A 22,330-nucleotide genomic window follows, 5' to 3' on the forward strand; every position below is an offset into this window, starting at 1 on the left:
GGCGGTACCTGACTTACTCCCCGTCCCCGGAGTCGGACCGCTCCGGTCGCTCTCCGGGACCGTCCCGGTCCGGACGCTCGGACGCCTGCTCGCCGAGCGCGCGCCCCGACGACTCCGCGGCGAGCGACCGTTCGACGTCCTCGTCCAGGGCGCGTTCGCGCTGGACGGCGTCCCACTCCTCGAAGTAACCGTAGTCCGTCATCGTCGACATCCCCGCGATGGCCGCCCGGAGGCTGACGCCGACCAACGGCACGTCGGCCACCGTCACGACCACGTCGGCCTGGACTATCGCGCCCTCCCGGAGGAGTACGTCGAGCAGTTCCACGGCGGCGTGGTCGTCCTTCGTCGGTTTCATGCGTCGAGTTCAGGTGCGAACGAGTACGGCGGCCACGGCCCCGTGAATCGGACTTCGACGCCGGGGTCCGCCGCTATCTCGTCGAGCGCCTCGCCGACCGCTCGTTCGTCGTCCTCGTGGGCGAGGAACGCCACGTCGACCACGCTGTCGGAGTCGTCCCCGAGGAGGCCGCCCTCGTCCTCCCCGTCGTCGAACTCCCGGACCAGCGGGCCGAGTCGCTCGCGCAGGCGCTCGTCGAGGCTGCGTCGCCTGGCCTCGCGACGCTCGCCGAGTCGCTGGTCGTACTGCTTCTCCAGCAGGAAAGCGGTACCCTCGTCGGCGTCCTCGATGCGTTCGCGGAGGTCGGCGAGTTCCTCGTCGCCGGACGCTATCTCCTCGCGGATCCGTTCCTCGTCCCAGGTAACGGAGACGCGATACTCCCAGTGGTCTGCGAAGTCGTCGAGGTAGTCGGCGAGCGTCTCGCGCTGGTCGGCCAGCCACTCGCGAACGCGGTCGTCGTCGCCCTTGAGGATGGTGTCGAAGCGGAACGGCAGCGGCGTACCGAACGCCTCGCCCGCCGCGTCGACGACCTCCTGGTGGGTCAACAGCCACTCCCGGACCGCCGCCAGGTCGTCGGAGTCGTAGGCGTCTCCGCAGGGCTGGACGACGGCTCCCACTCCGTCGCTCGCGACCAGCGACACCGGTTCGCCGTCGATTCCCGTCTCGGAGAACTCGTCCGTCTCGTCGGCCTCAACCACGCAGTAGAGGTAGCGTCCCGTCTCGAACGCCGGCGCGTCCGTATTCGTCTCTGCCCCCGACGCGTCGTCACTCATCGTTCCCTCCGAGGACGGTTCCCGGGTGGGAGTCTGCGGTTCCCACGAGCGCCTCCCGGAGGAGGCCGTCGAGGTCCCCCCGGAGGTCGTCGACCTCCGACTCGACCCCCTCGGACTCCTTCAGGCGTTCTATCTCCTCCTCCAGCGCGGCGAGTTGGGAGCCCAGGCGCTCTATCTCGGCCGGCGAGAGGTCGTCGTGCTCCATCCGACGGACCGCCTCGCGCTCCAGCGCGTCCACCAGCAGTTCGACGACGGTGACGACGAGCGCGACGAGTCCCGAGCGAGTCTCCTCACCATCGACTTCTATCTCCGTCATCCGTCTTCGACCTCCGCGTCCGGGGATTCCTCGCTCGACTCCTCGGTTTCACGCTCCTCAGCGCCCTCGTCGTTCGTCCCGTCGGCGTCGTCCGCCTCGTTCCGGTCGTCCGACGCCGAGGCTTCGATGCTCACTCGCTCCGACTCGGCGTCGAGCGCGTCCCGGTCCGAGGCCGCCCCGACGCGCTCCATGTCGGTCCCCTCGGGGAACTCGAGGCCGTACTCGGCGGCCGTCTCGAAGGAAGCGATTGCAGCCCGGAGCTTCACGCCGAGCAGTTCCGTCTCGCCGACCGTCACCGCGATGTCGGCGTTGATGACGACGCCCTTGTCGAGCAGCGTCTCCAGCATCTCCGCGAGGTCGGCCTGGCTCCGCGTCGGCCCCGGGTCGGTCATCGTTCACCTCCGGTCGTGTCACTCATCGTCGTGGTCCTCCTCGAACCGGTCGCCGTACACGCGATCGAAGTTCGGAGCGGTCGAGTAGCGGGTCTCCCTCGGCACCGTCGAGAACTTCGTCGCGTTCCCAATGTCCGACCGCTTGGACGGCACCGTCGAGTACGCGGTCGGGTTCCGGGAGTCGGGCTGGCTCCGGGACCGCTCTGCCTGCTGCAACTCGTTTTCCTCCTTGGCCTGCTTCAGTTGGTTGCGGGTCTCCAGCAACTTCTCGCGAAACGTCTCGACGCTGTCGGCGAGTTCGGCCTGTAGTTTCGTCTGGTACGCGTCCGTCGGTATCTCGTCCCGGTCGCTGACGCCGAGTTCGTCCGCGTCGACGTCGAGGAAGTCGTCCCCGTCCGCCGACGAACCGTTCGAGTCGTCGTCCATCGTCTCGCCGACCTCTTCGACGGCCTCGACGAACTCCCGGCTCTCGCGCCACACCTCGCGAACGTCGGTCGAGTTCCAGAGCTCGCGGAGCGCGACCGCCTCCAGCAGTCCCCGGAGGTCGACCGCTTCCTCGACGTCACCCTTCATCGCCTCCGGCACGTCCTCGTAGTCGATGGCCTCCGTCAGGTCGGAGTGGTCGACCGCATCGCTGAGCTCGCGCAGGTCGACCTCCTCCAGCAGTTCCCCGGCCTCCTCGACGACCTCCCAGAGGTTTTCCGCTTCGGCGGTGATCGTCTCGAACGAGTCCGAGTCCTCGAACGTCGATTCGAGGCGTTCGATGCCCGACCGAGCGCTCTCGTCCAGTTTCCGTAGACGGTCGCTATCCATTCTGGGGGACTCCCTCGATCCGGAACTGCAGCACGCCGTTGGTGAACGACGCGTCGGTCACCTCGCCGTCCCAGTCGAGTTCGAATCGCTTCACGGGGTCGTCCCCATCGCGAATCACGATCTCGTTGGTCGCCGGGACGCGAGCCAGGGAGAGGTCGTCTGCCGCAACGTCCGGCAAGTCGACCGTCACGACCGCGTCGCCGTCCTCCTGGCGGGTGTCAGTCAGGTACCGCTGGGGCCGGGGTCGGGTCCGACGTTCGCGGCCGTCTTGGCCCGACCTCGACTGCTCAGACACCTCCCCGCGACGCGGCCGAGAGGGGTTCTTCCGGATGGAGTCGATACTGACCCCGTAACTGATTCGCGTGCCGGGGTCGCCTTCGGCACGCGTGCGTAACGTATCGTCGTCGGCCAGTCTCGACGCGAGTCGAGCTAGCCCTCGGAGGATTCCTGTCATCGTTTCACCTCGACCTTGCCGTTCCGTAGTCGCTCACGAACTTCTTCGGCGGTTTCGAGTTGCGCTTCCAGGTCCGCTTTACGGCGCTCGTACTCCCACTCGGGGCGCTCGCCGAGTTCGTACAGGAGTCGGTTCTCCTTGATGTCGTCCTGGATGGCTTCCACGTCGTACATCTCCTCGACGGCCATCGCGTGGAGGATGTCGAGAAGCGAGACGAACGGCTTGACGAGCAGGTCGTCGACGAGTATCATCGCTGTGCTCCGACGCGAATGTCCACGAAGTTGTACGGTGCGAACGGTCCGGTGTACTGGACCGTGAGACCGTCGTACTCCTCACGCACGTCGGCGACTACTTCGTCGAACGCCTCACGGTCCTCGTCGGCCACGAGATACGACCGGTTCAGCAGGAGACGGTCGCTGAACAGGTCGTCGTCCGTCTCCCCTTCGCTCACGGCCGACAGACGGTCGCCGACCTCCTGACGAATCTCTTCACGAGGGAGGTCTGCGTCCTCGTCGACGACGAGTTTCACGCCGAGTTCCACGGTCCCCTCCACGTCGTTGAGAGCTTTCGTGAACGCGCGTCGGCCGCCGCGAAGGACGCTCTTCAACGTCCGTGCGTCCTCGAACGCCATCCCGAACTGCATCGGGACGACGCTATCGACGTCGTCCGATTCGAGGACTCGGCGAAGTATCTCGTCGTGGGCCTTGCTGTCTTCGTCCGTGCGCTCGGGGTCGGTCGTGTCGATGTCGGAGACGACGGCTGAAAGGCTCCTATAATCGACGGTGTACACCCTCTCCGCACCGCCGACCGCGTCCGCGTCGAACTCGACATCGGCCTGCTCCACGACTCCGTACACGTATAGATTGGGGCTGCTCATCGTTGGTGAGGAGTACGGACTCTTCCCTTCGAAGTTGAATACGTGCACTAATAAGTTGTTTGGCGGACCGCCCAGGTTGTTCCCAGACGGTCGTGCAGGTAAAAAGGGCTTGCCCTCGCAGCCTGAACCGGTAATCGGTAGCTGTCCCACTTGCCAATAGCGTAACCATGTCCCGAGCAGAACCCAACGCGTCGAGCCTGGCCGAGGTACTGGACCGCATCCTGGACAAAGGCGTCGTCATCGACGTCTGGGCCCGCATCTCCGTCGTCGGTATCGAGGTGCTCACCGTCGAGGCCCGGGTCGTCGCGGCGTCGGTGGACACCTTCCTCCACTACGCCGAAGAGATATCCAAGATAGAGAACGCCAGCGCCGCGGACGACCTCGACTACCAGGAGATGGAGGTGGAAACGTCGAGCTGACGAGTCGCTCCGCCACACCGCCGCACGTTCCATCGCGTCCGCGGCGGACTGCCCGCCGACGTCGCCGCGACCGTATCGGTCGAGACGGCGCTAGTTCCGGACTGCATCGCCGAAAGCGATGACGGAACGACCGAGGAGGTCCGTCGTGTCGAGCGTCGCGGTCGACCATCTCCGCGACAATCCGCCATCCCGAACGAGGGCCTCCCTCGACGGCGGCGGAGAGACGACCGAGCGTACCCTCAACCGTTCGTCCGTCGGCAGTCGACGTTCACCGTTTCCGGAACTCCGCTTGTTTCTACGATTACAGCTCGTCCGCCTACAACGCGCGATTTCCCCACGACACGCCGTCAATACTCCGCCGAAATCCCGCGGAACCGCCGTCGGAGAGAGCCGTCGGGGCGGTCCGAGTGCCGAGCCTCGACCTGACGTAATCGCGCGTTTATCACTCACGTCGTTTCTTTAAAAAGAGGCTTGCACCATCGGCCCCAACCGTCAAATGGAGGTAGACCTATCTTCCTATCTCGGGTAAGTTAAGCCTATGTCACGAGCAGAACCTAACGCGTCGAGCCTGGCCGAGGTACTGGACCGCATCCTGGACAAAGGCGTCGTCATCGACGTCTGGGCCCGCATCTCCGTCGTCGGTATCGAGGTGCTCACCGTCGAGGCCCGGGTCGTCGCGGCGTCGGTGGACACCTTCCTCCACTACGCCGAAGAGATATCCAAGATAGAGAACGCCGAGGCCTCGGAGGACCTCCAGTATCAAGAACTGGACGTGGAAGCGTCGTCGTAAGATGACCGAATCCTCGCACGACCGGCGAACGCGCGGTCGCCAGATTCGGACGCCCCGCGAACAGAAAGAGAACAGCAGAGGGAAGAAGGAACTGGAAGACCGCGACGACGCCTCGCCCGACCTCAGAGACGGTTCGGAACTCGCACCCGACCCGTTCGTCGAAACCGAGGCAGTCAGCGACGTCCGCGAGCGCGTCGGACACTGGTTGTCGGTCGGTCGACCGGTCCATCTCGTCGGGCCGACGGGGTGCGGCAAGACCGCGCTCGCACTCCACGTCGCCGCAGAGCGCGATCGACCCGTCGTCCTGGTGAACGGCGACGCCAGCCTCCGAACCGCCGACCTCGTCGGCGAGTACGGTGAACGCGAGCGGTACTCGGTCCGCGACGAGTTCGTCCGTGACGTGGTGAAGCGCACCGACGTCGAACGAGACCGCTGGGTGGACAACGCCCTGACGACGGCCGTCAAGGAGGGGGCGACGCTCGTCTACAACGAGTTCTCCCGGACGAAACCCGCCGCGAACAACGTCCTCCTGTCGATGTTCGAAGAGGGGGTCCTCGAACTCCCGGGAAAGCGCGGCGAGGACAGATCCGTCGACGTCCACCCCGAGTTCCGCGCCATCTTCACGTCGAACGACGCCGAGTACGCGGGCGTTCACGAGCCACAGGACGCGCTGCTGGACCGGCTCGTCGGCGTCTACCTGGACTACTACGACGCCGAAACCGAACGCGAGATAGTCGCTGCGCGCGTCGAGGACGCCGACGCGGACCTGGTCGAGACGGTGGTCGACGCCGTCCGTGCCGTCCGTGCGCAGCTCGACGTGACGGTCGGAACGCGCGCCGCCGTCATGGCCGCCGAGGCCGTCGCCGCGCTCGAGCGGGACGACGGGAGTGCGGACGACGACGCGGTCGTGCAGTGTTGCGTCGACGCGATGGCGTCGAAGACCGCGACGCGGGGCGAGATCGACCCGTTGCGTGAGACGGTTCGGGAGGTGATCTGACGTGGCCGAAGCAGTCGACGAGCAGGTGACAGACGACCAGGAGCAGTGTCGCGCACTCACCGCCGACGGCGAGCGCTGCTCGAACACGGCGGGCGAAGACGGATTCTGTCACCTCCACGGACCGGACGACGAGACGATAGACGACGGGTCGTACTACGACGACGTCGTCGATGAAAGTTCGACCGCCGACGCGGACGACGCGGACGACGCGGAGAGCGGGTCACCGGATCCGGAGACCGAAGACGACTTCGGCGTGATGGCGGTCCGCGACCGGGTCGAGACGGCGGCGAACGACCTCCTCGGAGAGTCCATCGACCGCATCATCGAGATAACGGCCGACGAAGACGGCTGGCAGGTCTTCGTCGAGGTGGTGGAGCGCAGCGCTGTACCGGACACACAGGACATCCTGGGCCAGTACAGCATCACCGTCGACGAGTCGGGAACCATTACTGGTTATCGACTCAGCGAGCGATATCGACGAGGAGACGACCGAGAACACTGACCTTTCTTTTCTTAGATACTGCAGTGGGCTGCACGCATCGGAGAATAGTTGTAACGTATCATCGCTCGGTCGATTTCCTCGCCAGTAGGCTACATCTTCGCAATCGTACTGGCCAGAAACAACAGGAGATAGAAGGTAGACACGGTCGTTCATGAGAGAGCTCCATATCCGAATTCCTGACGAACGTCTCGACGATGTCACGTCGATCCTCGAAGATTACGGTGGAGATTTTACGACGATAACCGGAAACGAGGGTGACACTCTCGTTCTGTGTCCGATCCCAACGGCGGCGGTCTCCCTTATCCTCGACGAGCTACGAGAGGCGGGTATCGACGACGAATCGTACAGGGTCCTAACGAAAGCAGAGATCGTCGAGACGCCGAATTTCGACGGCTTCCGGAAACGCCACTCGACCAACGTTCGAAAGCTCGCGAAGGCCGAGCTGCACGAAAAAATCCGAGAGATCCAGTGGCCCTATCAACTGTACTACCTCGGTACCATCTTGAGTGTCATCGCAGCGGCTGCCGGACTTCTACTCGATCAGCCAGCGCTCATCATCGGCTCGATGATTATCGCGCCGCAGGTGAGTTCGGCCCTCGCAGCCCCTACCGGGATTCTCTTGGGCGATTGGAAGCTGTTCGTCGACAGCGTGAAAGAGCAGGCTCTTGGCCTCGGAGCTGCGATCATTGGCGCCGCTTTTTTCGGCCTGCTCGTTCGCTGGACCGGCTTCGTCCCACCAGGATTGGTTCTCACGGAGATAGAGTTGGTCAGTGTTCGCCTCGCACCGACGTTCCTCTCGACGATCGGAGCCGTGATTGCGGGTGTCGTCGGTGCGTTCGGCTACACCACGGAACAATCGACCACGCTCATCGGCGTCATGATCGCTGCAGCATTGATTCCTGCAGCTGCAGGAACCGGCCTCGCGATGGCGTGGATGGCCCCGCTGTTCGGTCTCGGTGCATTGCTCCTCTTGCTTGTCAACATCCTCGCCATCAATCTCGGTGCCTTACTGACGTTGCTCCTGATGGGATATCAGCCCGATTGGCGAGTTGCAGACCACTCCCTTCGCGAGTCGGTACCCTCAGAACACCAAGTGGCCGTCTACGGCATGCTATTCTTGCTCTTGATAGTGACGCTCGGCACCGGGTATCTCACCGCAACGAATATCGTCTTTACACAGGCGGTGAACCAGGAGGTGGATCGAACGCTCGACCAACCGGCGTACACGAATCTCTCGCTCTCGAACGTACAGACCACGTACGGCGGGCCGAGCGGGGGAGTTGAACCGACGAACGTGACTGTGCAGGTGAGTCGAACGTCCAATCAGGGGTATGCGGATCTCGCGGAGCGGTTGGAAAGGGAGATCGAACGGCGAACGAATCAGGACGTCAAAGTCACCGTCGAGTTCACCGAATCGCGGACAGCCGATTCGACGGCTTCGACAGCTACCAGACGAGACGTACCGTTGGCGTACTCGACACATCGTACCGAGCCTGACACGGGTGTTCGAGTCGTCGACTAGCTGAGACCGCTGGACGATCCACGACGATAGCCGAGGCTTCCCGTTCCCGACCCGCGCACGCCCGTGGGGCCAGACGACGGTCGATTTCTGGTCGACGGTTGCTACCCGGCACGGAGTTCGGCGAGGTGCGGTCGTATCGGCTCGTCGAGAGAGCGTTTGGTGTGAGCTGGTCGTCGTCTTCGGTCGATCGTTTGTTCGGTCGATTCGAGGCGTTGAACCGGTTCGAAGCTCACCCCTGAATAAATGTAAATACTATTAAGTGATTGGTCGGCGTTACTCTCACCGGAGAATCATAACGATGAATGGGGGAAGACACTGGCTATCACGCCGGGGTTACGTGAAACGTCTTGCCGGGGCGGTCGGCCTCGCGGGACTGGCTGGATCCAGCCAAGCACAGCAAGGACAGACGCTCGAAATCGTCCACTGGTGGACGGCGGGCGGCGAGGAAGAGGCGCTGAACGCTCTATTGGACGGGTTCACGGAGCAGAATCCACAGGTCGAGATCAACAACAACCCCGCGCCCGGTGGCGCAGGGAGCGCGCTGGACGCGGTCATCAGAAATCGAATCGTCAACCAGAACCCGCCGAGCACCTTCCAGATCTGGCCCGGGGAGTCGCTGACGCCGTACACCGAGAGCGACGCCCTGGTGGACATCGGCGACAGCATCTGGGGGCAGGGGATGCGTGACGCCTACCTCGAATCGGTCCAGAACGTGGCACGGCCGGCGGGCAACTTCGTGGCGGTCCCGATCAACATCCACCGGCTGAACAACCTCTTCTACAACGTCGAGGTCGTCGAGTCGGCGGGCGTCGACCCGTCCAGCATCGACAGTCCGGACGCGCTCGTCGGGGCGATGGAGACGGTTCAGTCCGAGACCGACGCCATCGGGATGGCCCACCAGACTCAGTCGCCGTGGTCGACGGTTCAACTGTGGGAGACGGTGTTCATCGGACAGCACGGACCGCAGGCGTTCCAGCAGTTCCTGGACGGTAACGCGTCCGATCAGGAAGACCAGATCAAGAGTTCGCTCGAACTCGTTTCACGGTACAGCGAGTTCTTCCCACAGGATTCCGGGTCGGTGACCTGGGATCAGGCCAACGCCAGGGTCATCGACGGCGACGCCGCGTTCATCCATCAGGGCGACTGGGCGGCCGGCCAGTACAGGGCCCAGGAGGGGTTCGAGTACCAGGACCAGTGGGATTACGTCCCGTTCCCGGGCACGCAAGGGGCCTACTCGATGGTGATCGACTCGTTCGTCTATCCGGACAGCAACCCCTCGCCCGAAGCGACCGAGGCGTTCCTCAACTACTGCGGTAGCGTGGACGCCCAGGAGCGGTTCAACCCGATAAAGGGGTCGATTCCGCCGCGCACCGACGTTCCGGACGACGAGTTCGGGCCGTTCCTCACCCAACAGAAGCAGGACTTCGCGGACTCCGACAGCCAGCCGTTTACCGTAGCTCACGGCTCGGGCGTGGGCCCCGAGACCAAAACCGCGATCGACGAGGCGTTCTCCGGTTTCAATGAGCAGTACAACGTCGACGCCACCTACCAGGACATCGTCGACGCGTTCAACTGACCTCGACGGGTTTCTTTCCATGGATTCGCTACGGACGCTCGCGCGCCGGCTGCTGACTGCCAGTGACGAACCCGAACCGAGCGCCGACGGCGGAACGACCCCCCGACGACGCGCCACCGTGCGATCGGCGTTTCGAAGCGGCTTCCTCCGGTCGCTTCCGTTCTGGCTACCGGGGGGGCTGTTCGTCGGCCTGTTCGTGTACGGCGCTATCGGCTGGAACGTCGTCATCTCGCTGACCGACTGGAGCGGTCTCGGCACTCCCGAGTACGATTCGCTCGACCTCTCGACGTACGTGCAGATGGTGTCGGATCCCACGTTCGTCAACGCGCTGGGCAACACGCTGGTGCTGCTCGTAGCGTTCACCGTCGCGTCGCTGGCGGTCGGGCTGACGCTGGCTATCCTCATCGACCGGGGTATCCGGTTCGAGAACACCTTTCGGACCATCTATCTGCTGCCGATGAGTCTGTCGTTCGTCGTGACCGCCATCTTCTGGGCGTGGATGTACAACCCGCGAGTCGGGATGATAAACGTGGGTCTGCGAACGCTCGGCCTGGACTTTCTGACGCGGGCCTGGATCGGCAACCCCCAGTTCAAACTGGCGGCAGTCATCTTCGCGCTGATATGGCAGTTCAGCGGCTACTGCATGGTCGTCTACCTCGCCGGTCTCCGGGGGATTCCCACGGAGCAGTACGAGGCCGCGAGGGCCGACGGTGCGAGCACCTACCGCATGTACCGACGGGTTATCGTCCCCCAGCTCCGGGCCTCGACGACCAGCGCTGCCGTCGTGCTCATGGTGTTCGCGCTGAAGGCGTTCGACTTCCTGTTCGTGATGTTCGGAGACACGCCCGGACCTTCGGTCGACATCCTCTCGGTGATGATGTTCCGGCAGGCGTTCTCCTCGACCAACTGGGCGTACGGCTCCGCGATTGCGACGGTCCTGTTCGTCATGGCCCTGGCCGTCATCGCACCGTACCTCTGGATGCAGCACAAGCGGGGTGAGCTATGAGCGGGAAACCGGCAGTCCGCGAGGAGTCCCGACGGTCCAGACTCCGTCGGACGCTCACGGCAGTGAGCGCGCGTCGAGTCGCGCTGTACGCGGTACTGGTCGCGCTCGTCGGGTTCTACCTCGCGCCGCTCGAAAGCGGTCTGACGACGGCGTTCAAGACCCAGGCGGAGTTCATCAGTACGACGCCGTTCGCGCCGCCGTCCCTCGAGGGGTTCACCGTCCAGCCGTGGGGCGAGGCGTGGAACGCACTGGAGTTCGCGATCGTCAACAGCGCACTGTTCGTGGTGCCGGCGACGGTGTTCTCGGCGTTCCTCGGGAGTCTGGCGGCCTACGGCCTCACGCTCATCGACTGGCGGGGGCAGGTCGGTATCATGCTCCTGTTCCTGGCCGGCGTGTTCATCCCGTACCAGTCGGTGCTGGTTCCGCTCACGCGGTTCTGGACGATAGTGGACTTGCGGACGCTGCTCGCGGGAATCGAGCCGCTGGCCTCTCGAACCGACCTGATCGAGTTGACCGTGACTCACACCGCCTACGGAGTGCCGATATGCACGTTGCTGTTCCGGGGGTACTACCAGACGCTCGACGAGGAGATGCTGGAAGCCGCTCGCCTGGACGGTGCGAGCACGGCGCGCATCTACCGGCGAATCGTCCTGCCACTGTCGAAGCCCATGTTCGCGGTGACGCTCATATACCAGTTTACTAATATCTGGAACGACCTGCTGTTCGCGCTCGTGCTGGTCTCGTCGCGGTCGAACTTCGTCGTGACCCAGGCGTTGAACGAACTGCAAGGGTCGTTCGTCCAGCAGTACAACCTACAGATGGCCGCCGCGTTCCTCGCTGCGCTGCCGACGCTGCTGGTGTACGTCCTGTTCGGCGAGCAGTTCGCCGAGGGCGTCGCAGGTGAAACATGACGAACGCTACGCAACTAACGAACGGAGGGTGAGACGATGGCCGAACTAACGCTCGACGGGGTGAGCAAGCACTTCGACGACGGCGGTGACCGAATCGTCGCCGTCGACGACCTCTCGCTGACGATTCGGGACGGGGAACTCCTCGTCCTCGTCGGTCCCTCGGGCTGTGGCAAGTCGACGACGCTACGGATGATAGCGGGGCTGGAAACCGTTCCGTCCGGCGAGATACGGCTCGACGGTACCACCATCGACGACCGACCCCCGACGACCCGGGACATCGCGATGGTGTTCCAGTCGTACGCGCTCTACCCCCACATGACCGTTCGGGGAAACATGCGCTTCGGACTGGAGGAGTCGACGACACTCTCGGACGACGAGATGGACCGCCGGGTCGAGGAGACCGCCGAGATGATGGGCATCGCCGACCTGCTGGACCGCAAGCCGAGCGAACTCTCCGGCGGCCAGCAACAGCGCGTCGCGCTCGGCCGCGCCATCGTCCGCGATCCGAAGGTGTTCCTGATGGACGAGCCGCTGTCGAATTTGGACGCGAAGTTGCGCGCGCAGATGCGGACGGAACTCCAGCGATTGCAGGAGGACCTCGGTGTGACGACGGTGTACGTCACCCACGACCAGACGGAGGCGATGACCATGGGCGACCGCATCGCCATCCTGAACGACGGGAAACTTCAACAGGTCGGCACGCCCATCGAGGCGTACCACCGCCCCGCGAATCGGTTCGTGGCCGGCTTCATCGGCGAACCGTCGATGAACTTCTTCGAAACGACGCTGGAGGGCGACACGCTCGTCGGCGAGCACTTCGAGTACCCACTCTCTTCGGAGTCCCGCTCCGCACTGGACGACGTGAAGCAGGTCACCCTCGGCGTCCGCCCTGAGGACGTGGAAATCGTCCCGGACGGGAGCGACGACCCGGGAAGGGGCGACCGAGAGAGCGACGGCCACGACTTCCGCGCCGTCGTCGACGTGGTCGAGCCGATGGGCAACGAGAACAACGTCTACCTCCGGTTCGCCACCGCGCGCGACGAGGGCCCGACGGTGGAGGGGCAAGCGACGGAAGAGCGCCGAACCTTCGTCGTCACGCTCGGCGGAATGCGAACCGTCGAAGCGGGAGAGGAGGTCGTCGCCCGCATTCCCGAGGAGACGATACACCTGTTCGATGCCGAGACGGGCGAAGCACTACGAAATCGCGTGCTCGACGCCTCGGGAGTGTCGATACCGAACCGCTAGTCGTACTCGTCTCTCGTCCCGTCCTCGTTCGTCGCTCGACTGGCCGACGCCAGTGCCAGGAACAGGAGAGTAACGACGAACCCAACTGCTGACCCACGGCGTCAACAGCGAGCGTCAATCCGGGCCGGTTCGAGCGACGGGTACCTGTCGAGCGCACCCGTCGTTAGCGTGGAGGTCATCGGCGCCTGAGCTGATCCAGGAGTTCGGTTACGAGCGAATGCAGTTCCGTATCGGACATCTCCTGCAGCGATGAAGTTTTGTTCGTCTCTCCTTCTCTCGTTTCTTCGTCTTCCCTTCGCCGTTTGCTCTCGTCGTCGTTCGGGTTCTCTTCCGGAGTTGCCGTGGACAGCGCGTTGCTGACTTTCGTTCCTAGCAACCGCCGGGGTCCGGACGTGGCAGTAATGTTTAGCTCGACCTCGTCGAGGTCCACTTTGAGACCGAGGAGATCGAGAACCAGTCCCTCTAAATCAAGATAGAGAACTGGTGTTTCTTCCTCACTGGCTTCGATATCCGCTCCGTGCGATTCTTGGCTTATAGGCGACGTCTCTCCCAGAGTGGAACTACCTGCGTTCTCCTCTCCTCCGTCGGTCCAAAACCGATCCGACTCAGCGACCGGTGTCGCTCTCCCGTCAGTGTATTGCCGTGACGTCCCTTTCATTTATATCCACTGTGTCAACCTTCTCCGAGATATAACTGTGCCAGCGTTCGCAGCCGACACAGAATAGCCCCGACCCGGATTACGACAGTCGTGAGAGATGCACTCAGAACAGACGACGTCCGGTTGCTCGCAGACTCCGTCCGTTACTCCTGCTGTCGCCCATCTACTCGTTGGTCTGTGAAATGGCGTGCACACAGCAGTCTCGGATTATCGCCGCCAGTTGGTCACCGTACGTTCGAGTTCGGAGGGAGATTCCGCAGTAATTTCATCGTCGGAAGCCAGCAATCAACGAGTTTAGTTCCTTGTACACGCTGTTACCGTAGTGCATTGTAATGAGATTCAGCTAGCTCATAAGTGATTTCACCTTTATGTATTTCAGAATTTCTGTAACAGTAGATATAAGAACGTATCCTCGTTTCTGTATCGACTGTTGTAATGAGGATTGACCGGTTTTTGATGCGCCAATCTGTTAATCCACTATACTACAGTTTATGCCGACGAATTCGTCCTTCACTGTCCAACTATAGATAGTAATCCTATAATAACGTATTATGGTAAATTCATGTATTCCGATTCTCTCTGCGACAACCTCTCTTTATTTCCGACCACACTTCCGTTCTCTTCTGCAATTCTAAATAGCGAAGTTTCTATACAAAACTCTACTCTGATGCTAGTGAGTTCGTCACCTTCATTTTAGTGTCGACCGAACCCGACTCGTTTGTTACTTTTGGTGAGAAACGACCGTCAGAGAGCGTTACGTTCGGGTAGACTCCGCGATTCCGCATGAGACAGCGTAACCATGAAATAACTACTCCGTGACGACACGGCTATGAACTACCGAGATTGGTTCGAGGAGTTGGACCGTCAAGACTGGTCGACAAATCCCAGCGGGACAGTACGCTTCGCTCTGGTAGGCCTGGGCTGGTGGACGACGGACGTAGTGCTGTCTGCCCTCGAATCCTCGGATATCTGTGATACGACGGTGCTCGTAAGTAGCTCCGAGGAGAAGGCCCAGGATTACGTCGACGATAGCCCTGCAGACGTCGCTCTCACGTACGATGCGTTCCACGAGGGGAGTGCAAGCGAGAAGTACGATGCGGTGTACGTAGCGACGCCAAACGCCTACCACCTCGACTACGTGGAGACGGCGTCAGAACTCGGGAAGGCCGTCATCGTCGAGAAACCGATGGAGGCAAGCGTGGAACGAGCAAGACGGCTCGTAGACGTGGCCGAGTCCAACGACATTCCGTTGATGGTTGCGTACCGGATGCACACCGATCCCGTCGTCCGTCGCGCTCGTGAACTCGTTGACGATGGATTTCTCGGTGACCCGGTCCACGTTTATGGAACGAACTCCCAGCGTCTCCTCGAAATCAATCCGAATCACGACCAGTGGCGACTAGATTCCGATGTCTCGGGATACGGCACCTCCGTCATGGACCTCGGCATCTATCCGTTGAACACGGCGCGGTTTCTCCTGGGACGCGACCCCATCGAGGCACGGGCGGAGATGGTTTCCGTGCACGAGGCCTTCTCCGACGTACCGGACGAACGCGCCTCGTTCGTCCTGCGATTCGAAGACGACGTCCAGATGGCCTGTACGACGAGTCAGAACGGCCTTGAGGACACGGAGCTCACGCTCGTGGGCACCGATGGGCGTATCGAACTGTCGCCGGCGTTTCACGGAGACTGCCACCTCCACCTCACACGCGACGGAGTCTCGATGTCCCTCGAGATGGAATCGCTGGACGTCGAGCGAGAGATGCGCGAGGAGTTCGAATACTTCGCTGACCACGTCCTCTCCGGTCGGTCTATAGACGCCGATGGCCGACACGGGCTGGTCGATCTACGGGCGATCGAGGCGATTCACGAGTCCGCCAGGACCGGTTCAGTCGTCCGAATCCGGGAATAGACGATCCGTCACCGTCCTCGTGTGGGCGGGAGGTGACGGTGGCTCCCGAGTTGGAAATTCGACCCTCCGTGTAGCCGACTGCGACGTCGTCGACAGTGGTCGTCGGGGCGACGTAAGCGTACGGGGAGCGGTCGTCGAACGCCGAGTCGAGGACTCGTGCGACGCCGTCGAACAGCGTCTGGTAGACGAACGATGCACAGGGGTTCCAGCTCTCATACTCCGGCAGGTCACCGGGATGTCGTCCAGCAGTGTGTCGTCGACGTTACAGAGAGCTGGCGTCTCCGTCGGCCAGTACGTCGGGTCATCGAGTACGACGGTGACCATCGAAGCTGTACCGGCGACTGCGAGGTTCCGTAGAACCGGGCCTCTTCCTACCACAATGAGGGGTCAAGAGAAACTGATTAATATGAACATCTTCTAAGCGGTGTGATTGTACATAACGTTTTATGAACAGTGAATTACAACTCTAGAGTCGTAATTCTTTATTAAACTATTGAAAGTATTAGCACCTATTTTCCTTGTTTTCAACGAAGGATATAAACGGCGGTACACGATCCGGTCGATCTCTCGACGACGAAACGTGGCCGATACGCTACGACCGACCAGTGAGGATTCGACTTCGTAGTGTCGACACCCTGTCCACTGACCATCAATAATTATTTACCAGGCGGTGATAGAGGGTGCAACGGTGGCAAGTACTTGCCACCAGGGTTCCTACATAATGTCACGAAAGAATAGATCCGAAGTTGCGAACGAGGAGGTCGAAGACCGATACGAGGAGTACCTGATGCCGATCTGGAAGAGTCTCAACGTCCCCATCGAGCGCGCGTCAGGATGTGTGCTGGAGGATTTCGAGGGGAACGAGTACCTGGACGTTTTCTCGGGCATTTCGGTAACGAACGTGGGGCACGGCAACGACGCGGTCGTCGAAGCGGCAAAGAACCAGCTGGACGAACTGGTTCACAGCTGTTCGTACGTTCATCCTCACCAGCAAGCCGGTCGACTCGCTGAACGGCTCGCCGAAGTGACGCCCGGAGATCTCAAGAAGAGCTTCTTCTGTAATTCGGGGACGGAAGCCGTCGAAGGAGCGGTGAAGCTCGCACGGAAGTACACGGGGAGCAAGGAAGTCATCGCCCTCGAAATGGGATTCCACGGGCGGACGCTCGGTAGCCTCGCCCTCACCGGGAACCACTCCTACAAACACGAGATGGGTCCGACGATGAACGACGCGACCCACGCGCCCGCACCCTATCGCTATCGATCCGAGTACCGCGACCTGTCGGACGAAGAGTTCGCGGAGCGGACGGCTGCCACAATAGAGCACGTCATCGGGACGCACACGAGCGACGACGTAGCCGCTATCGTCGTCGAACCGATCATGGGCGAGGGAGGAATAGTGGTTCCACCAGCTGGCTGGCTCGAGCAGGTGCAAGAGATCGCCCACGACCACGACGCACTCCTCGTCGTGGACGAGGTACAGACCGGCTACGGTCGAACGGGGAAACTGTTTGCCAGCGAGCACGCCGACGTAACTCCGGACATCCTCACCCAGGCGAAAGGCATCGCGAACGGTCTGCCGCTCGGCGCGTTCACGGCCTCCGAACGAGTGGCGGACGCGTTCGAATCCGGCGATCACCTCTCGACGTTCGGCGGGAATCCGGTCGCGTGTGCGGCGAGCCTCGCGACGATCGACGAGCTGCAGAACGGAATCGTCGACGACGCTGCGTCCAAGGGAACGTGGCTCTCGGAGCGGCTCGCCGAACTGGAGTCCGAGTTCGGCGTCGTCGGTGACACGCGCGGTCGTGGACTCATGCACGGCGTCGAACTCGTCGACCCGGCCGAAACCGGGCCAAGAGGGGTCGCAGCTGCTCCTGACGCAGAACTCGCAGCGTCAGTAGCGAAGACGCTCCGAGAACGAGGTATCATCATGGGAGTCGGCGGATACTACAAGAACGTGATGCGATTCCAGCCACCGCTCACGATCTCCCGGAATCAGCTCGAACGGACCGTCAGTGCGCTTCGAGAGGCCCTACGGGAGGAGAGCACGGATGAGTGACCGAGAGCTCTCGCGCGCCCAGGCCTTCCGGAATGCCCACGAGGGCGCCAACGTCGAACTGGCGTACGCCAACCCGAAGACGTTCCTCAAGGCACCGTCCAGAGACGTTACGGACCTCGGTGACATCGACGCCACTGTTCTCGGAGCGCCGTTCGACGCCGCTGCGAGCAACCGGCCGGGTGCCCGGTACGGACCCGACGCCGTCCGTCACGCGAGCGGATGGTGGGCGTACCTCTCCGGATACAAGGGTGGATTGACGAACATGAACACGGCCGCCCAGGTCGATTTCTCGGACCTGAAACTCGCTGACTGCGGGGATATCCCCGTCTTTCCGATGGACCGAGAGAAGACAGCCGAGAGCATCACGGCCCACGTTGCCACCGCCGCGGAACAGGCGTTTCCCGTGATGATCGGCGGTGATCACTACTGTACCTATCCCGCGTTCCGTGGCTTCGCCGAAGGAACCGACGCAGACGACGTCGGCCTCGTCCAGATCGACGCTCACACCGATACGGCCGAGGAGAGTCCCGTGTTCGGCGAACAGTTCCACGGATCGAGCACCCGCCTCATCGCCGAATCGGAGTACAGCGACTACGAACACGTGAGCCAGGTCGGCATCAGGGGATACGAGAGTCCGAACTTCTTCGACTTCGTCGAGGACACGGGCCTCAACCTGTACACGATGCGTGACGTGCACGAACGGGGTATCACGGACGTCGTAACGGAGGCCGTCGAGGCTGCCGCAGCGGACACGGACGCCGTCTACGTGACGTTCGATATCGACTCCGTCGACCCGGGCGTTGCACCTGGAACGGGGACGCCCGAACCGGACGGACTGAGCGCCCACCAGGCGCTGAAAGTCGTGGAGATTCTCGGCACGCACGACGCGGTCGGCGCAGCCGATCTGATGGAAATCGCACCCGAGTACGACCCGACGAAGGCGACGCAGACTCTCGGAGCGTACCTCCTCGTCACGCTGGTCGAGCGTCAGTTCGCCGAGTAAGGTCGACTACTTTTCCCGGGCCCGCACGGCGGGAAGCGGTTCGAACCTCGACCGAGGAACTAACCCGTACAGCGTTTCCCACGACTCCGCGTGGCCGTCCTCGACGAGTAGCGAGAGGAGGAGTTCGCCGACGCCGCCGTAGGTCAGCGCTGCGAACTCCCAGCCTGGCTTCTCGCTCGGGAACGGCCCCGATTCGCGCGGTTTCCGGATGTCGAGCACGCCGCCGAGTCGTTCTCGGGTCTCGATCGTGAGGTCGTTCGCCTCCTCGTATCGCATCAGGGGAAACTCTCGGTTGTCGACGACGAGGAGACTCGGGTCGTCACCATCGATGGCCCGACGGACGTCTGTCCGGCCGGCCTCGATGAGGAGGCTCACGACGTCGACGGTCGAGCCCTCACCGCTAATCGCGTCGGTGTATCGGAGGACCGCTCCGCCGTGTTCCCGTAGCACGTCGCCATCGTGTGGAAACTGCTCCGGCCCCGGGTCGGGATGGTATTCGACGATTCCGGCCGTCTGCAGTTCGACGTTGATACCACGAGACAGCAGGACGCCATCGAGAGTGATGCTCGAGGGGGCGAAGATACGGGCCGAGTCGGGTTCCGCAGACTCTGCCGGTTCGTCCTCGACGGCGATCGGCACCGGAGCGAGGGGCGAGTCTGTCAGTGGGGCCAAAGTTGCGAGCGCGTCCGAGAGTCGGTCACGGGACACGGTAACGCTAGAGGCGATGACCTCGCCGGTATCCTCGATCGGGTCGTAGGTCACCTGGCCGGTGAGCATCGCGATTCGTTCGCGAACGTGTTCGAGGCGGCCGTTGATGTGGCCGCGCTGGAGTTCGGAGCGGCCTTTCTCGGTCAGGCGTCGACCCTTCCCCGGAAGTTTCTCGGTGAAACCGGCATCGTCGAGATTGGAGAGCGTCAGTCGGACCGTGCGCCCTTTGATGGAATAGCCATGCCGGTGCAAGAGGTCGACGAGCCGAAGACTACCGATGGGTTCGTGGGCGTCGATGAGCCGGAGGAGGTCGTACGCTCGTCGGTCGAGAGCCTCAGACATACCAGTACGACGGTGTTACCTGCCGATAAACGTGTTCCTTCCGCTGGTAGTTCGATTCGGTAAATTCGTGATTTCAGAGAAGTTCCGCAGACGATTGCAAAGAGTTAAATATTAAATGTGGCATGGTCATTCCATGGCAGTGTCCGTCATTGACACGGGAGTCCTCGTACTGTACATGCTCGGCATGATCGGCGTCGGGTACTGGGGGTACCAGAAATCAGATTCTCTCGACGATTATCTCGTCGCCGGGAGGAACATCCCTCTCTGGATGTACGTCCCGGTCATGTCGGCGGTCATCCTCGGTGGAGCATCCACCATCGGCGGCGGCGGGCTGGGATATCAGCACGGCGTCTCGGGCGCGTGGCTCGTAATCTCGCTCGGAGTCGGCACCATCGCCCTCGGACTACTGATCTCGACCAACCTGGCGAACCTGAAAGCGTATTCGCTCGGTGAGATTCTGGAACGCCGCTTCGACAAGTACTCCGGTACGGTCGGTGCAGTCATCGCCGGCGTGTATGCACTCACGATCGCCATCACCCAGACTATCGCCATCGGGAAAGTCCTCGGGGCGCTCTTCGGGTTCGAGCAAAACACGATGATCCTCGTCGGCGGACTCATCATCATCGCCTACACGTCACTCGGCGGAATGCTCACCGTGACCATGACCGATTTCGTCCAGTGGTGCATCATGACCGTCGGCATCTTTCTGCTGGCCCTCCCCCTCGGTCTCAGTTCCGTGGGCGGAATCTCGGGCCTCACGGCCGAACTCGATCCGTCGTACTTCGAACCGACTGCGATCGGGTGGCAGACGATTACCAGCTACTTCCTCCTGTACGTCCTCGGGATAATGATCGGCCAGGACATCTGGCAGCGGGTGTTCACCGCGGAAAGCGCCGAAACGGCCCGGAAAGGAAGTATCGCTGCCGGCGTGTACGCGATCGTCTACGGAATCGCGACGGCGTTCCTCGGGGCTATCGCGCTCGTTCTCCTTCCGAACCTGCAGGACCCCGAACTTGCGCTCCCCCGGATGATCTTGCAGGTCGTCCCCGTCGGACTGTCCGGACTCATCCTCGCCGGATTCGTCTCCGCGATGATGTCGACCGCAGACTCCGCCCTGCTCGCCTCCAGTACCCTCTTCACGAGCGACATCTACAAACGGTTCGTCGACTCGGACGCTTCGGACGAGACCTACTCGCGCGTCTCCCGGATCGTCATCCTCGTCCTCGGTGGCATCATGATCTACGCCGCGATCGCAATCGGCAACGTCGTTCAGGCGCTCATCCTGGCGTACGACCTGCTCACCGGCAGCATCTTCGTCCCCATCTTCGGGGCGTTTTTCTGGACGCGTGCGACCTGGCAGGGAGCGCTCTCGTCAATCGCGGTCAGCGCGACCGTCGTCGTCTACACTCTCTGGATGCAGGGCTTCTCTTCGAATCTCCCCATCATCTACGGCTTGACGGCGAGTTTCCTCACCTTCGCTGTAGTGAGCCTGCTTACGGGGCCACCCGCCCAGGAGAAAGTCCGCGAGTGGATGCAGAACCTGGATTCGACTCCCTCGATGGACTGAACCACCCCTGTCCGTCTCGTCGTACCGTCGAGTAGTTACGGACAGCTTCGAACCTCGACGACCGGAGAACCGTTCGGCGAGACGCTATCCGTGCTTACGGTATCCGTATTCGACAGTGAGGGAAACCGGTAGCGTGCTCGCTGGACTGCCTACGCTCGCTGTCCACGCCACAGTCCGCCTCGACCCTTCCCCCGCAGTAAAGCTTCCACGCGACCAGCTACGAGCGTACCCAAAATCCGCAGCCGATCCGTCAAAGTTCCTCTAACGCGACCTGGATCGGCGTATCTCCTGCGAGAATTTCGAACGTTCGGCCGTGGGTGCGTTCCACGGGAAGAGCTGTGACGAGCGTCTGTGCAACGTCGGCCCGGGGAATCTCACCATCTCTCCCAAGTTCGTCTCCGGCCTCGATTCGGCCGGTACCGGAACCGTTCGTTAACGGACCTGGACGAACGATAGTATAGGTTACGTCGCTCTCGCGTAGCCGTTCGTCGGCCTCCGCTTTTGCGGTCAAGTACTCCCGCAACGCTTCGGGACTGTCCTCGGGGGAGTCGGCATTCATCGAACTCAGCATGACGAACCGCTGCAGTCCCTGGTCTTCTGCAGCCTCGATCAGATTGATCGCGCCATCCCGGTCGACACCCCATACGTCCTCTCCCCCGGAACCGGCAGCAAAAATGATCGCGTCGCATCCCTGAACCGCATGACCGACGTCCTGCGTCAAGTCTGCAACGACCGCCTCCGCGCCAAGCGCTTCGATGTCGGCTACCTGGCCATCATCGCGAACCATTCCCCGAACGCTGTGGTCACTCTGGCTCAACAACTCCGTAATGTGCTGTCCCACCTGGCCGTGGGCTCCCGCCACGAGTACGTCCATTGGATTCTCGAGTATCGGTTCGGTAGCCAGCTAAAAGACCCTGATGACCAACCAACTGAACAGTAGACGTTCTGCTTGATTCCAATCGACGTGAACATCGTCGACGAATCGGTGGTAATCGGGGTGGGCGAGGAACGCGGGGACGAACTGGTGGTTCGAGGAGGGCGAGTCGCAGAGAACCAACCGTGACGTCGTGGCCCGGGTCACGCTACGACGGGTACCT

24 protein-coding genes are annotated in these 22,330 nt (G+C 62.2%); 13 read left to right on the forward strand and 11 right to left on the reverse strand.

Translation table 11 applies throughout. The features are described 5' to 3' along the window. Positions 1-13: 13 nt before the first annotated feature. The 8 genes from gvpM to ACTF4R_RS19410 are packed head-to-tail and all read right to left on the reverse strand — an operon-like array spanning position 14 to position 4,019. Positions 14-355, reverse strand: a complete 342-nt coding sequence (gene gvpM / locus ACTF4R_RS19375; RefSeq protein WP_440009963.1) for a gas vesicle protein GvpM — start codon at positions 353-355, stop codon at positions 14-16. Beyond that, on the reverse strand, positions 352-1,167 hold the full coding sequence (gvpL, locus tag ACTF4R_RS19380) for a gas vesicle protein GvpL (protein ID WP_440009965.1): 816 nt from the start codon (positions 1,165-1,167) through the stop codon (positions 352-354). The genes gvpM and gvpL overlap by 4 nt, the downstream gene beginning before the upstream one ends. Continuing rightward, entirely contained in the window at positions 1,160-1,483 is a 324-nt protein-coding gene (gene gvpK / locus ACTF4R_RS19385; RefSeq protein WP_440009968.1) for a gas vesicle protein GvpK, read from the reverse strand. The genes gvpL and gvpK overlap by 8 nt, the downstream gene beginning before the upstream one ends. Next, positions 1,480-1,875, reverse strand: a complete 396-nt coding sequence (gene gvpJ / locus ACTF4R_RS19390; RefSeq protein WP_440009970.1) for a gas vesicle protein GvpJ — start codon at positions 1,873-1,875, stop codon at positions 1,480-1,482. The genes gvpK and gvpJ overlap by 4 nt, the downstream gene beginning before the upstream one ends. An 18-nt stretch (positions 1,876-1,893) precedes the next feature. After that, positions 1,894-2,688, reverse strand: coding sequence for a hypothetical protein (locus ACTF4R_RS19395; RefSeq protein WP_440009972.1), 795 nt, complete (start codon positions 2,686-2,688; stop codon positions 1,894-1,896). After that, positions 2,681-3,142 (reverse strand): gas vesicle protein GvpH, encoded by a 462-nt coding sequence (gene gvpH, locus ACTF4R_RS19400; RefSeq protein WP_440009974.1) that lies wholly within the window; start codon positions 3,140-3,142, stop codon positions 2,681-2,683. Before gvpH ends, ACTF4R_RS19395 begins: the two co-directional genes overlap by 8 nt. Then, complete coding sequence (gene gvpG / locus ACTF4R_RS19405; RefSeq protein WP_113279100.1) at positions 3,139-3,393, reverse strand: gas vesicle protein GvpG; 255 nt, start codon at positions 3,391-3,393, stop codon at positions 3,139-3,141. Before gvpG ends, gvpH begins: the two co-directional genes overlap by 4 nt. Then, positions 3,390-4,019, reverse strand: a complete 630-nt coding sequence (locus ACTF4R_RS19410) for a GvpL/GvpF family gas vesicle protein (protein WP_440009976.1) — start codon at positions 4,017-4,019, stop codon at positions 3,390-3,392. Before ACTF4R_RS19410 ends, gvpG begins: the two co-directional genes overlap by 4 nt. Before the next feature lie 167 nt (positions 4,020-4,186). Between ACTF4R_RS19410 and gvpA (ACTF4R_RS19415) the strand changes: the two genes are divergently transcribed. The 9 genes from gvpA (ACTF4R_RS19415) (at position 4,187) to ACTF4R_RS19455 (ending at position 12,987) form a co-directional block, all read left to right on the forward strand. Further along, positions 4,187-4,438: a gas vesicle protein GvpA gene (gene gvpA / locus ACTF4R_RS19415; RefSeq protein ID WP_433627171.1), complete on the forward strand. Its 252-nt coding sequence runs from the start codon at positions 4,187-4,189 to the stop codon at positions 4,436-4,438. Between the two features lie 538 nt (positions 4,439-4,976). Next, a complete protein-coding gene (gene gvpA / locus ACTF4R_RS19420; protein WP_113279097.1) occupies positions 4,977-5,228 on the forward strand; it encodes a gas vesicle protein GvpA in 252 nt (83 codons plus the stop codon). Position 5,229: 1 nt separating this feature from the next. Further along, entirely contained in the window at positions 5,230-6,225 is a 996-nt protein-coding gene (gene gvpN / locus ACTF4R_RS19425) for a gas vesicle protein GvpN (protein WP_440009978.1), read from the forward strand. Between the two features lies 1 nt (position 6,226). After that, entirely contained in the window at positions 6,227-6,727 is a 501-nt protein-coding gene (gene gvpO, locus ACTF4R_RS19430) for a gas vesicle protein GvpO, halophile-type (protein WP_440009980.1), read from the forward strand. A gap of 151 nt (positions 6,728-6,878) precedes the next feature. Further along, positions 6,879-8,249, forward strand: a complete 1,371-nt coding sequence (locus ACTF4R_RS19435; RefSeq protein ID WP_440009981.1) for a TIGR00341 family protein — start codon at positions 6,879-6,881, stop codon at positions 8,247-8,249. Positions 8,250-8,547: 298 nt separating this feature from the next. Next, entirely contained in the window at positions 8,548-9,825 is a 1,278-nt protein-coding gene (locus tag ACTF4R_RS19440) for an ABC transporter substrate-binding protein (protein ID WP_440009984.1), read from the forward strand. Positions 9,826-9,844: 19 nt separating this feature from the next. Beyond that, the gene (locus ACTF4R_RS19445) at positions 9,845-10,831 is read left to right on the forward strand and encodes a carbohydrate ABC transporter permease (protein WP_440009985.1); all 987 of its coding nucleotides are present in this window, start codon (positions 9,845-9,847) and stop codon (positions 10,829-10,831) included. Next, positions 10,828-11,742 carry a carbohydrate ABC transporter permease gene (locus ACTF4R_RS19450; protein WP_440009987.1) on the forward strand — a complete coding sequence of 305 codons (915 nt, stop codon included), beginning with the start codon at positions 10,828-10,830 and terminating at the stop codon, positions 11,740-11,742. Before ACTF4R_RS19445 ends, ACTF4R_RS19450 begins: the two co-directional genes overlap by 4 nt. 36 nt (positions 11,743-11,778) lie before the next feature. Next, positions 11,779-12,987: an ABC transporter ATP-binding protein gene (locus ACTF4R_RS19455; RefSeq protein ID WP_440009990.1), complete on the forward strand. Its 1,209-nt coding sequence runs from the start codon at positions 11,779-11,781 to the stop codon at positions 12,985-12,987. A gap of 175 nt (positions 12,988-13,162) precedes the next feature. Here the strand turns inward: ACTF4R_RS19455 and ACTF4R_RS19460 are convergent, their stop codons facing one another. Next, positions 13,163-13,645, reverse strand: coding sequence for a hypothetical protein (locus tag ACTF4R_RS19460; protein WP_440009992.1), 483 nt, complete (start codon positions 13,643-13,645; stop codon positions 13,163-13,165). A gap of 829 nt (positions 13,646-14,474) precedes the next feature. Between ACTF4R_RS19460 and gfo6 the strand changes: the two genes are divergently transcribed. The 3 genes from gfo6 to ACTF4R_RS19475 all read left to right on the forward strand — a co-directional run bounded on the left by gfo6 (position 14,475) and on the right by ACTF4R_RS19475 (position 18,616). Beyond that, positions 14,475-15,557 (forward strand): D-xylose 1-dehydrogenase Gfo6, encoded by a 1,083-nt coding sequence (gfo6, locus tag ACTF4R_RS19465; protein WP_440009995.1) that lies wholly within the window; start codon positions 14,475-14,477, stop codon positions 15,555-15,557. A 721-nt stretch (positions 15,558-16,278) separates the two neighbouring features. Beyond that, positions 16,279-17,613, forward strand: coding sequence for an aspartate aminotransferase family protein (locus ACTF4R_RS19470; protein ID WP_440009998.1), 1,335 nt, complete (start codon positions 16,279-16,281; stop codon positions 17,611-17,613). Next, positions 17,606-18,616: an agmatinase family protein gene (locus tag ACTF4R_RS19475; protein ID WP_440010000.1), complete on the forward strand. Its 1,011-nt coding sequence runs from the start codon at positions 17,606-17,608 to the stop codon at positions 18,614-18,616. The genes ACTF4R_RS19470 and ACTF4R_RS19475 overlap by 8 nt, the downstream gene beginning before the upstream one ends. 6 nt (positions 18,617-18,622) lie before the next feature. Here the strand turns inward: ACTF4R_RS19475 and ACTF4R_RS19480 are convergent, their stop codons facing one another. Next, positions 18,623-19,666, reverse strand: a complete 1,044-nt coding sequence (locus ACTF4R_RS19480; protein ID WP_440010002.1) for an NrpR regulatory domain-containing protein — start codon at positions 19,664-19,666, stop codon at positions 18,623-18,625. Positions 19,667-19,799: 133 nt separating this feature from the next. On the opposite strand from ACTF4R_RS19480, the gene ACTF4R_RS19485 reads away from it, so the two are divergent. Continuing rightward, positions 19,800-21,233 (forward strand): sodium:solute symporter family protein, encoded by a 1,434-nt coding sequence (locus tag ACTF4R_RS19485; protein ID WP_440010005.1) that lies wholly within the window; start codon positions 19,800-19,802, stop codon positions 21,231-21,233. 250 nt (positions 21,234-21,483) lie between these two features. Here ACTF4R_RS19485 and ACTF4R_RS19490 read toward each other — a convergent pair whose 3' ends face one another. Continuing rightward, positions 21,484-22,107, reverse strand: coding sequence for an SDR family oxidoreductase (locus ACTF4R_RS19490; protein WP_440010007.1), 624 nt, complete (start codon positions 22,105-22,107; stop codon positions 21,484-21,486). Positions 22,108-22,330: the final 223 nt, after the last annotated feature.

The organism is Halomicrococcus pelagicus (genome assembly GCF_051917725.1).
Taxonomy (GTDB): domain Archaea; phylum Halobacteriota; class Halobacteria; order Halobacteriales; family Haladaptataceae; genus Halomicrococcus.

What these genes read in the sequence shown, in the direction of transcription:
- gvpA (WP_113279097.1), top strand. Translation starts at nt 4,977, where the DNA reads ATGTCACGAGCAGAACCTAACGCGTCGAGCCTGGCCGAGGTACTGGAC.
- ACTF4R_RS19490 (WP_440010007.1), bottom strand. Translation starts at nt 22,107, where the DNA reads ATGGACGTACTCGTGGCGGGAGCCCACGGCCAGGTGGGACAGCACATT.
- ACTF4R_RS19395 (WP_440009972.1), bottom strand. Translation starts at nt 2,688, where the DNA reads ATGGATAGCGACCGTCTACGGAAACTGGACGAGAGCGCTCGGTCGGGC.
- ACTF4R_RS19470 (WP_440009998.1), top strand. Translation starts at nt 16,279, where the DNA reads ATGTCACGAAAGAATAGATCCGAAGTTGCGAACGAGGAGGTCGAAGAC.
- ACTF4R_RS19450 (WP_440009987.1), top strand. Translation starts at nt 10,828, where the DNA reads ATGAGCGGGAAACCGGCAGTCCGCGAGGAGTCCCGACGGTCCAGACTC.
- ACTF4R_RS19485 (WP_440010005.1), top strand. Translation starts at nt 19,800, where the DNA reads ATGGCAGTGTCCGTCATTGACACGGGAGTCCTCGTACTGTACATGCTC.
- gvpG (WP_113279100.1), bottom strand. Translation starts at nt 3,393, where the DNA reads ATGATACTCGTCGACGACCTGCTCGTCAAGCCGTTCGTCTCGCTTCTC.
- ACTF4R_RS19460 (WP_440009992.1), bottom strand. Translation starts at nt 13,645, where the DNA reads ATGAAAGGGACGTCACGGCAATACACTGACGGGAGAGCGACACCGGTC.
- gvpK (WP_440009968.1), bottom strand. Translation starts at nt 1,483, where the DNA reads ATGACGGAGATAGAAGTCGATGGTGAGGAGACTCGCTCGGGACTCGTC.
- gvpA (WP_433627171.1), top strand. Translation starts at nt 4,187, where the DNA reads ATGTCCCGAGCAGAACCCAACGCGTCGAGCCTGGCCGAGGTACTGGAC.
- gfo6 (WP_440009995.1), top strand. Translation starts at nt 14,475, where the DNA reads ATGAACTACCGAGATTGGTTCGAGGAGTTGGACCGTCAAGACTGGTCG.
- ACTF4R_RS19455 (WP_440009990.1), top strand. Translation starts at nt 11,779, where the DNA reads ATGGCCGAACTAACGCTCGACGGGGTGAGCAAGCACTTCGACGACGGC.
- gvpN (WP_440009978.1), top strand. Translation starts at nt 5,230, where the DNA reads ATGACCGAATCCTCGCACGACCGGCGAACGCGCGGTCGCCAGATTCGG.
- gvpL (WP_440009965.1), bottom strand. Translation starts at nt 1,167, where the DNA reads ATGAGTGACGACGCGTCGGGGGCAGAGACGAATACGGACGCGCCGGCG.
- ACTF4R_RS19445 (WP_440009985.1), top strand. Translation starts at nt 9,845, where the DNA reads ATGGATTCGCTACGGACGCTCGCGCGCCGGCTGCTGACTGCCAGTGAC.
- gvpH (WP_440009974.1), bottom strand. Translation starts at nt 3,142, where the DNA reads ATGACAGGAATCCTCCGAGGGCTAGCTCGACTCGCGTCGAGACTGGCC.
- gvpJ (WP_440009970.1), bottom strand. Translation starts at nt 1,875, where the DNA reads ATGACCGACCCGGGGCCGACGCGGAGCCAGGCCGACCTCGCGGAGATG.
- ACTF4R_RS19440 (WP_440009984.1), top strand. Translation starts at nt 8,548, where the DNA reads ATGAATGGGGGAAGACACTGGCTATCACGCCGGGGTTACGTGAAACGT.
- gvpM (WP_440009963.1), bottom strand. Translation starts at nt 355, where the DNA reads ATGAAACCGACGAAGGACGACCACGCCGCCGTGGAACTGCTCGACGTA.
- ACTF4R_RS19480 (WP_440010002.1), bottom strand. Translation starts at nt 19,666, where the DNA reads ATGTCTGAGGCTCTCGACCGACGAGCGTACGACCTCCTCCGGCTCATC.
- ACTF4R_RS19435 (WP_440009981.1), top strand. Translation starts at nt 6,879, where the DNA reads ATGAGAGAGCTCCATATCCGAATTCCTGACGAACGTCTCGACGATGTC.
- ACTF4R_RS19475 (WP_440010000.1), top strand. Translation starts at nt 17,606, where the DNA reads ATGAGTGACCGAGAGCTCTCGCGCGCCCAGGCCTTCCGGAATGCCCAC.
- ACTF4R_RS19410 (WP_440009976.1), bottom strand. Translation starts at nt 4,019, where the DNA reads ATGAGCAGCCCCAATCTATACGTGTACGGAGTCGTGGAGCAGGCCGAT.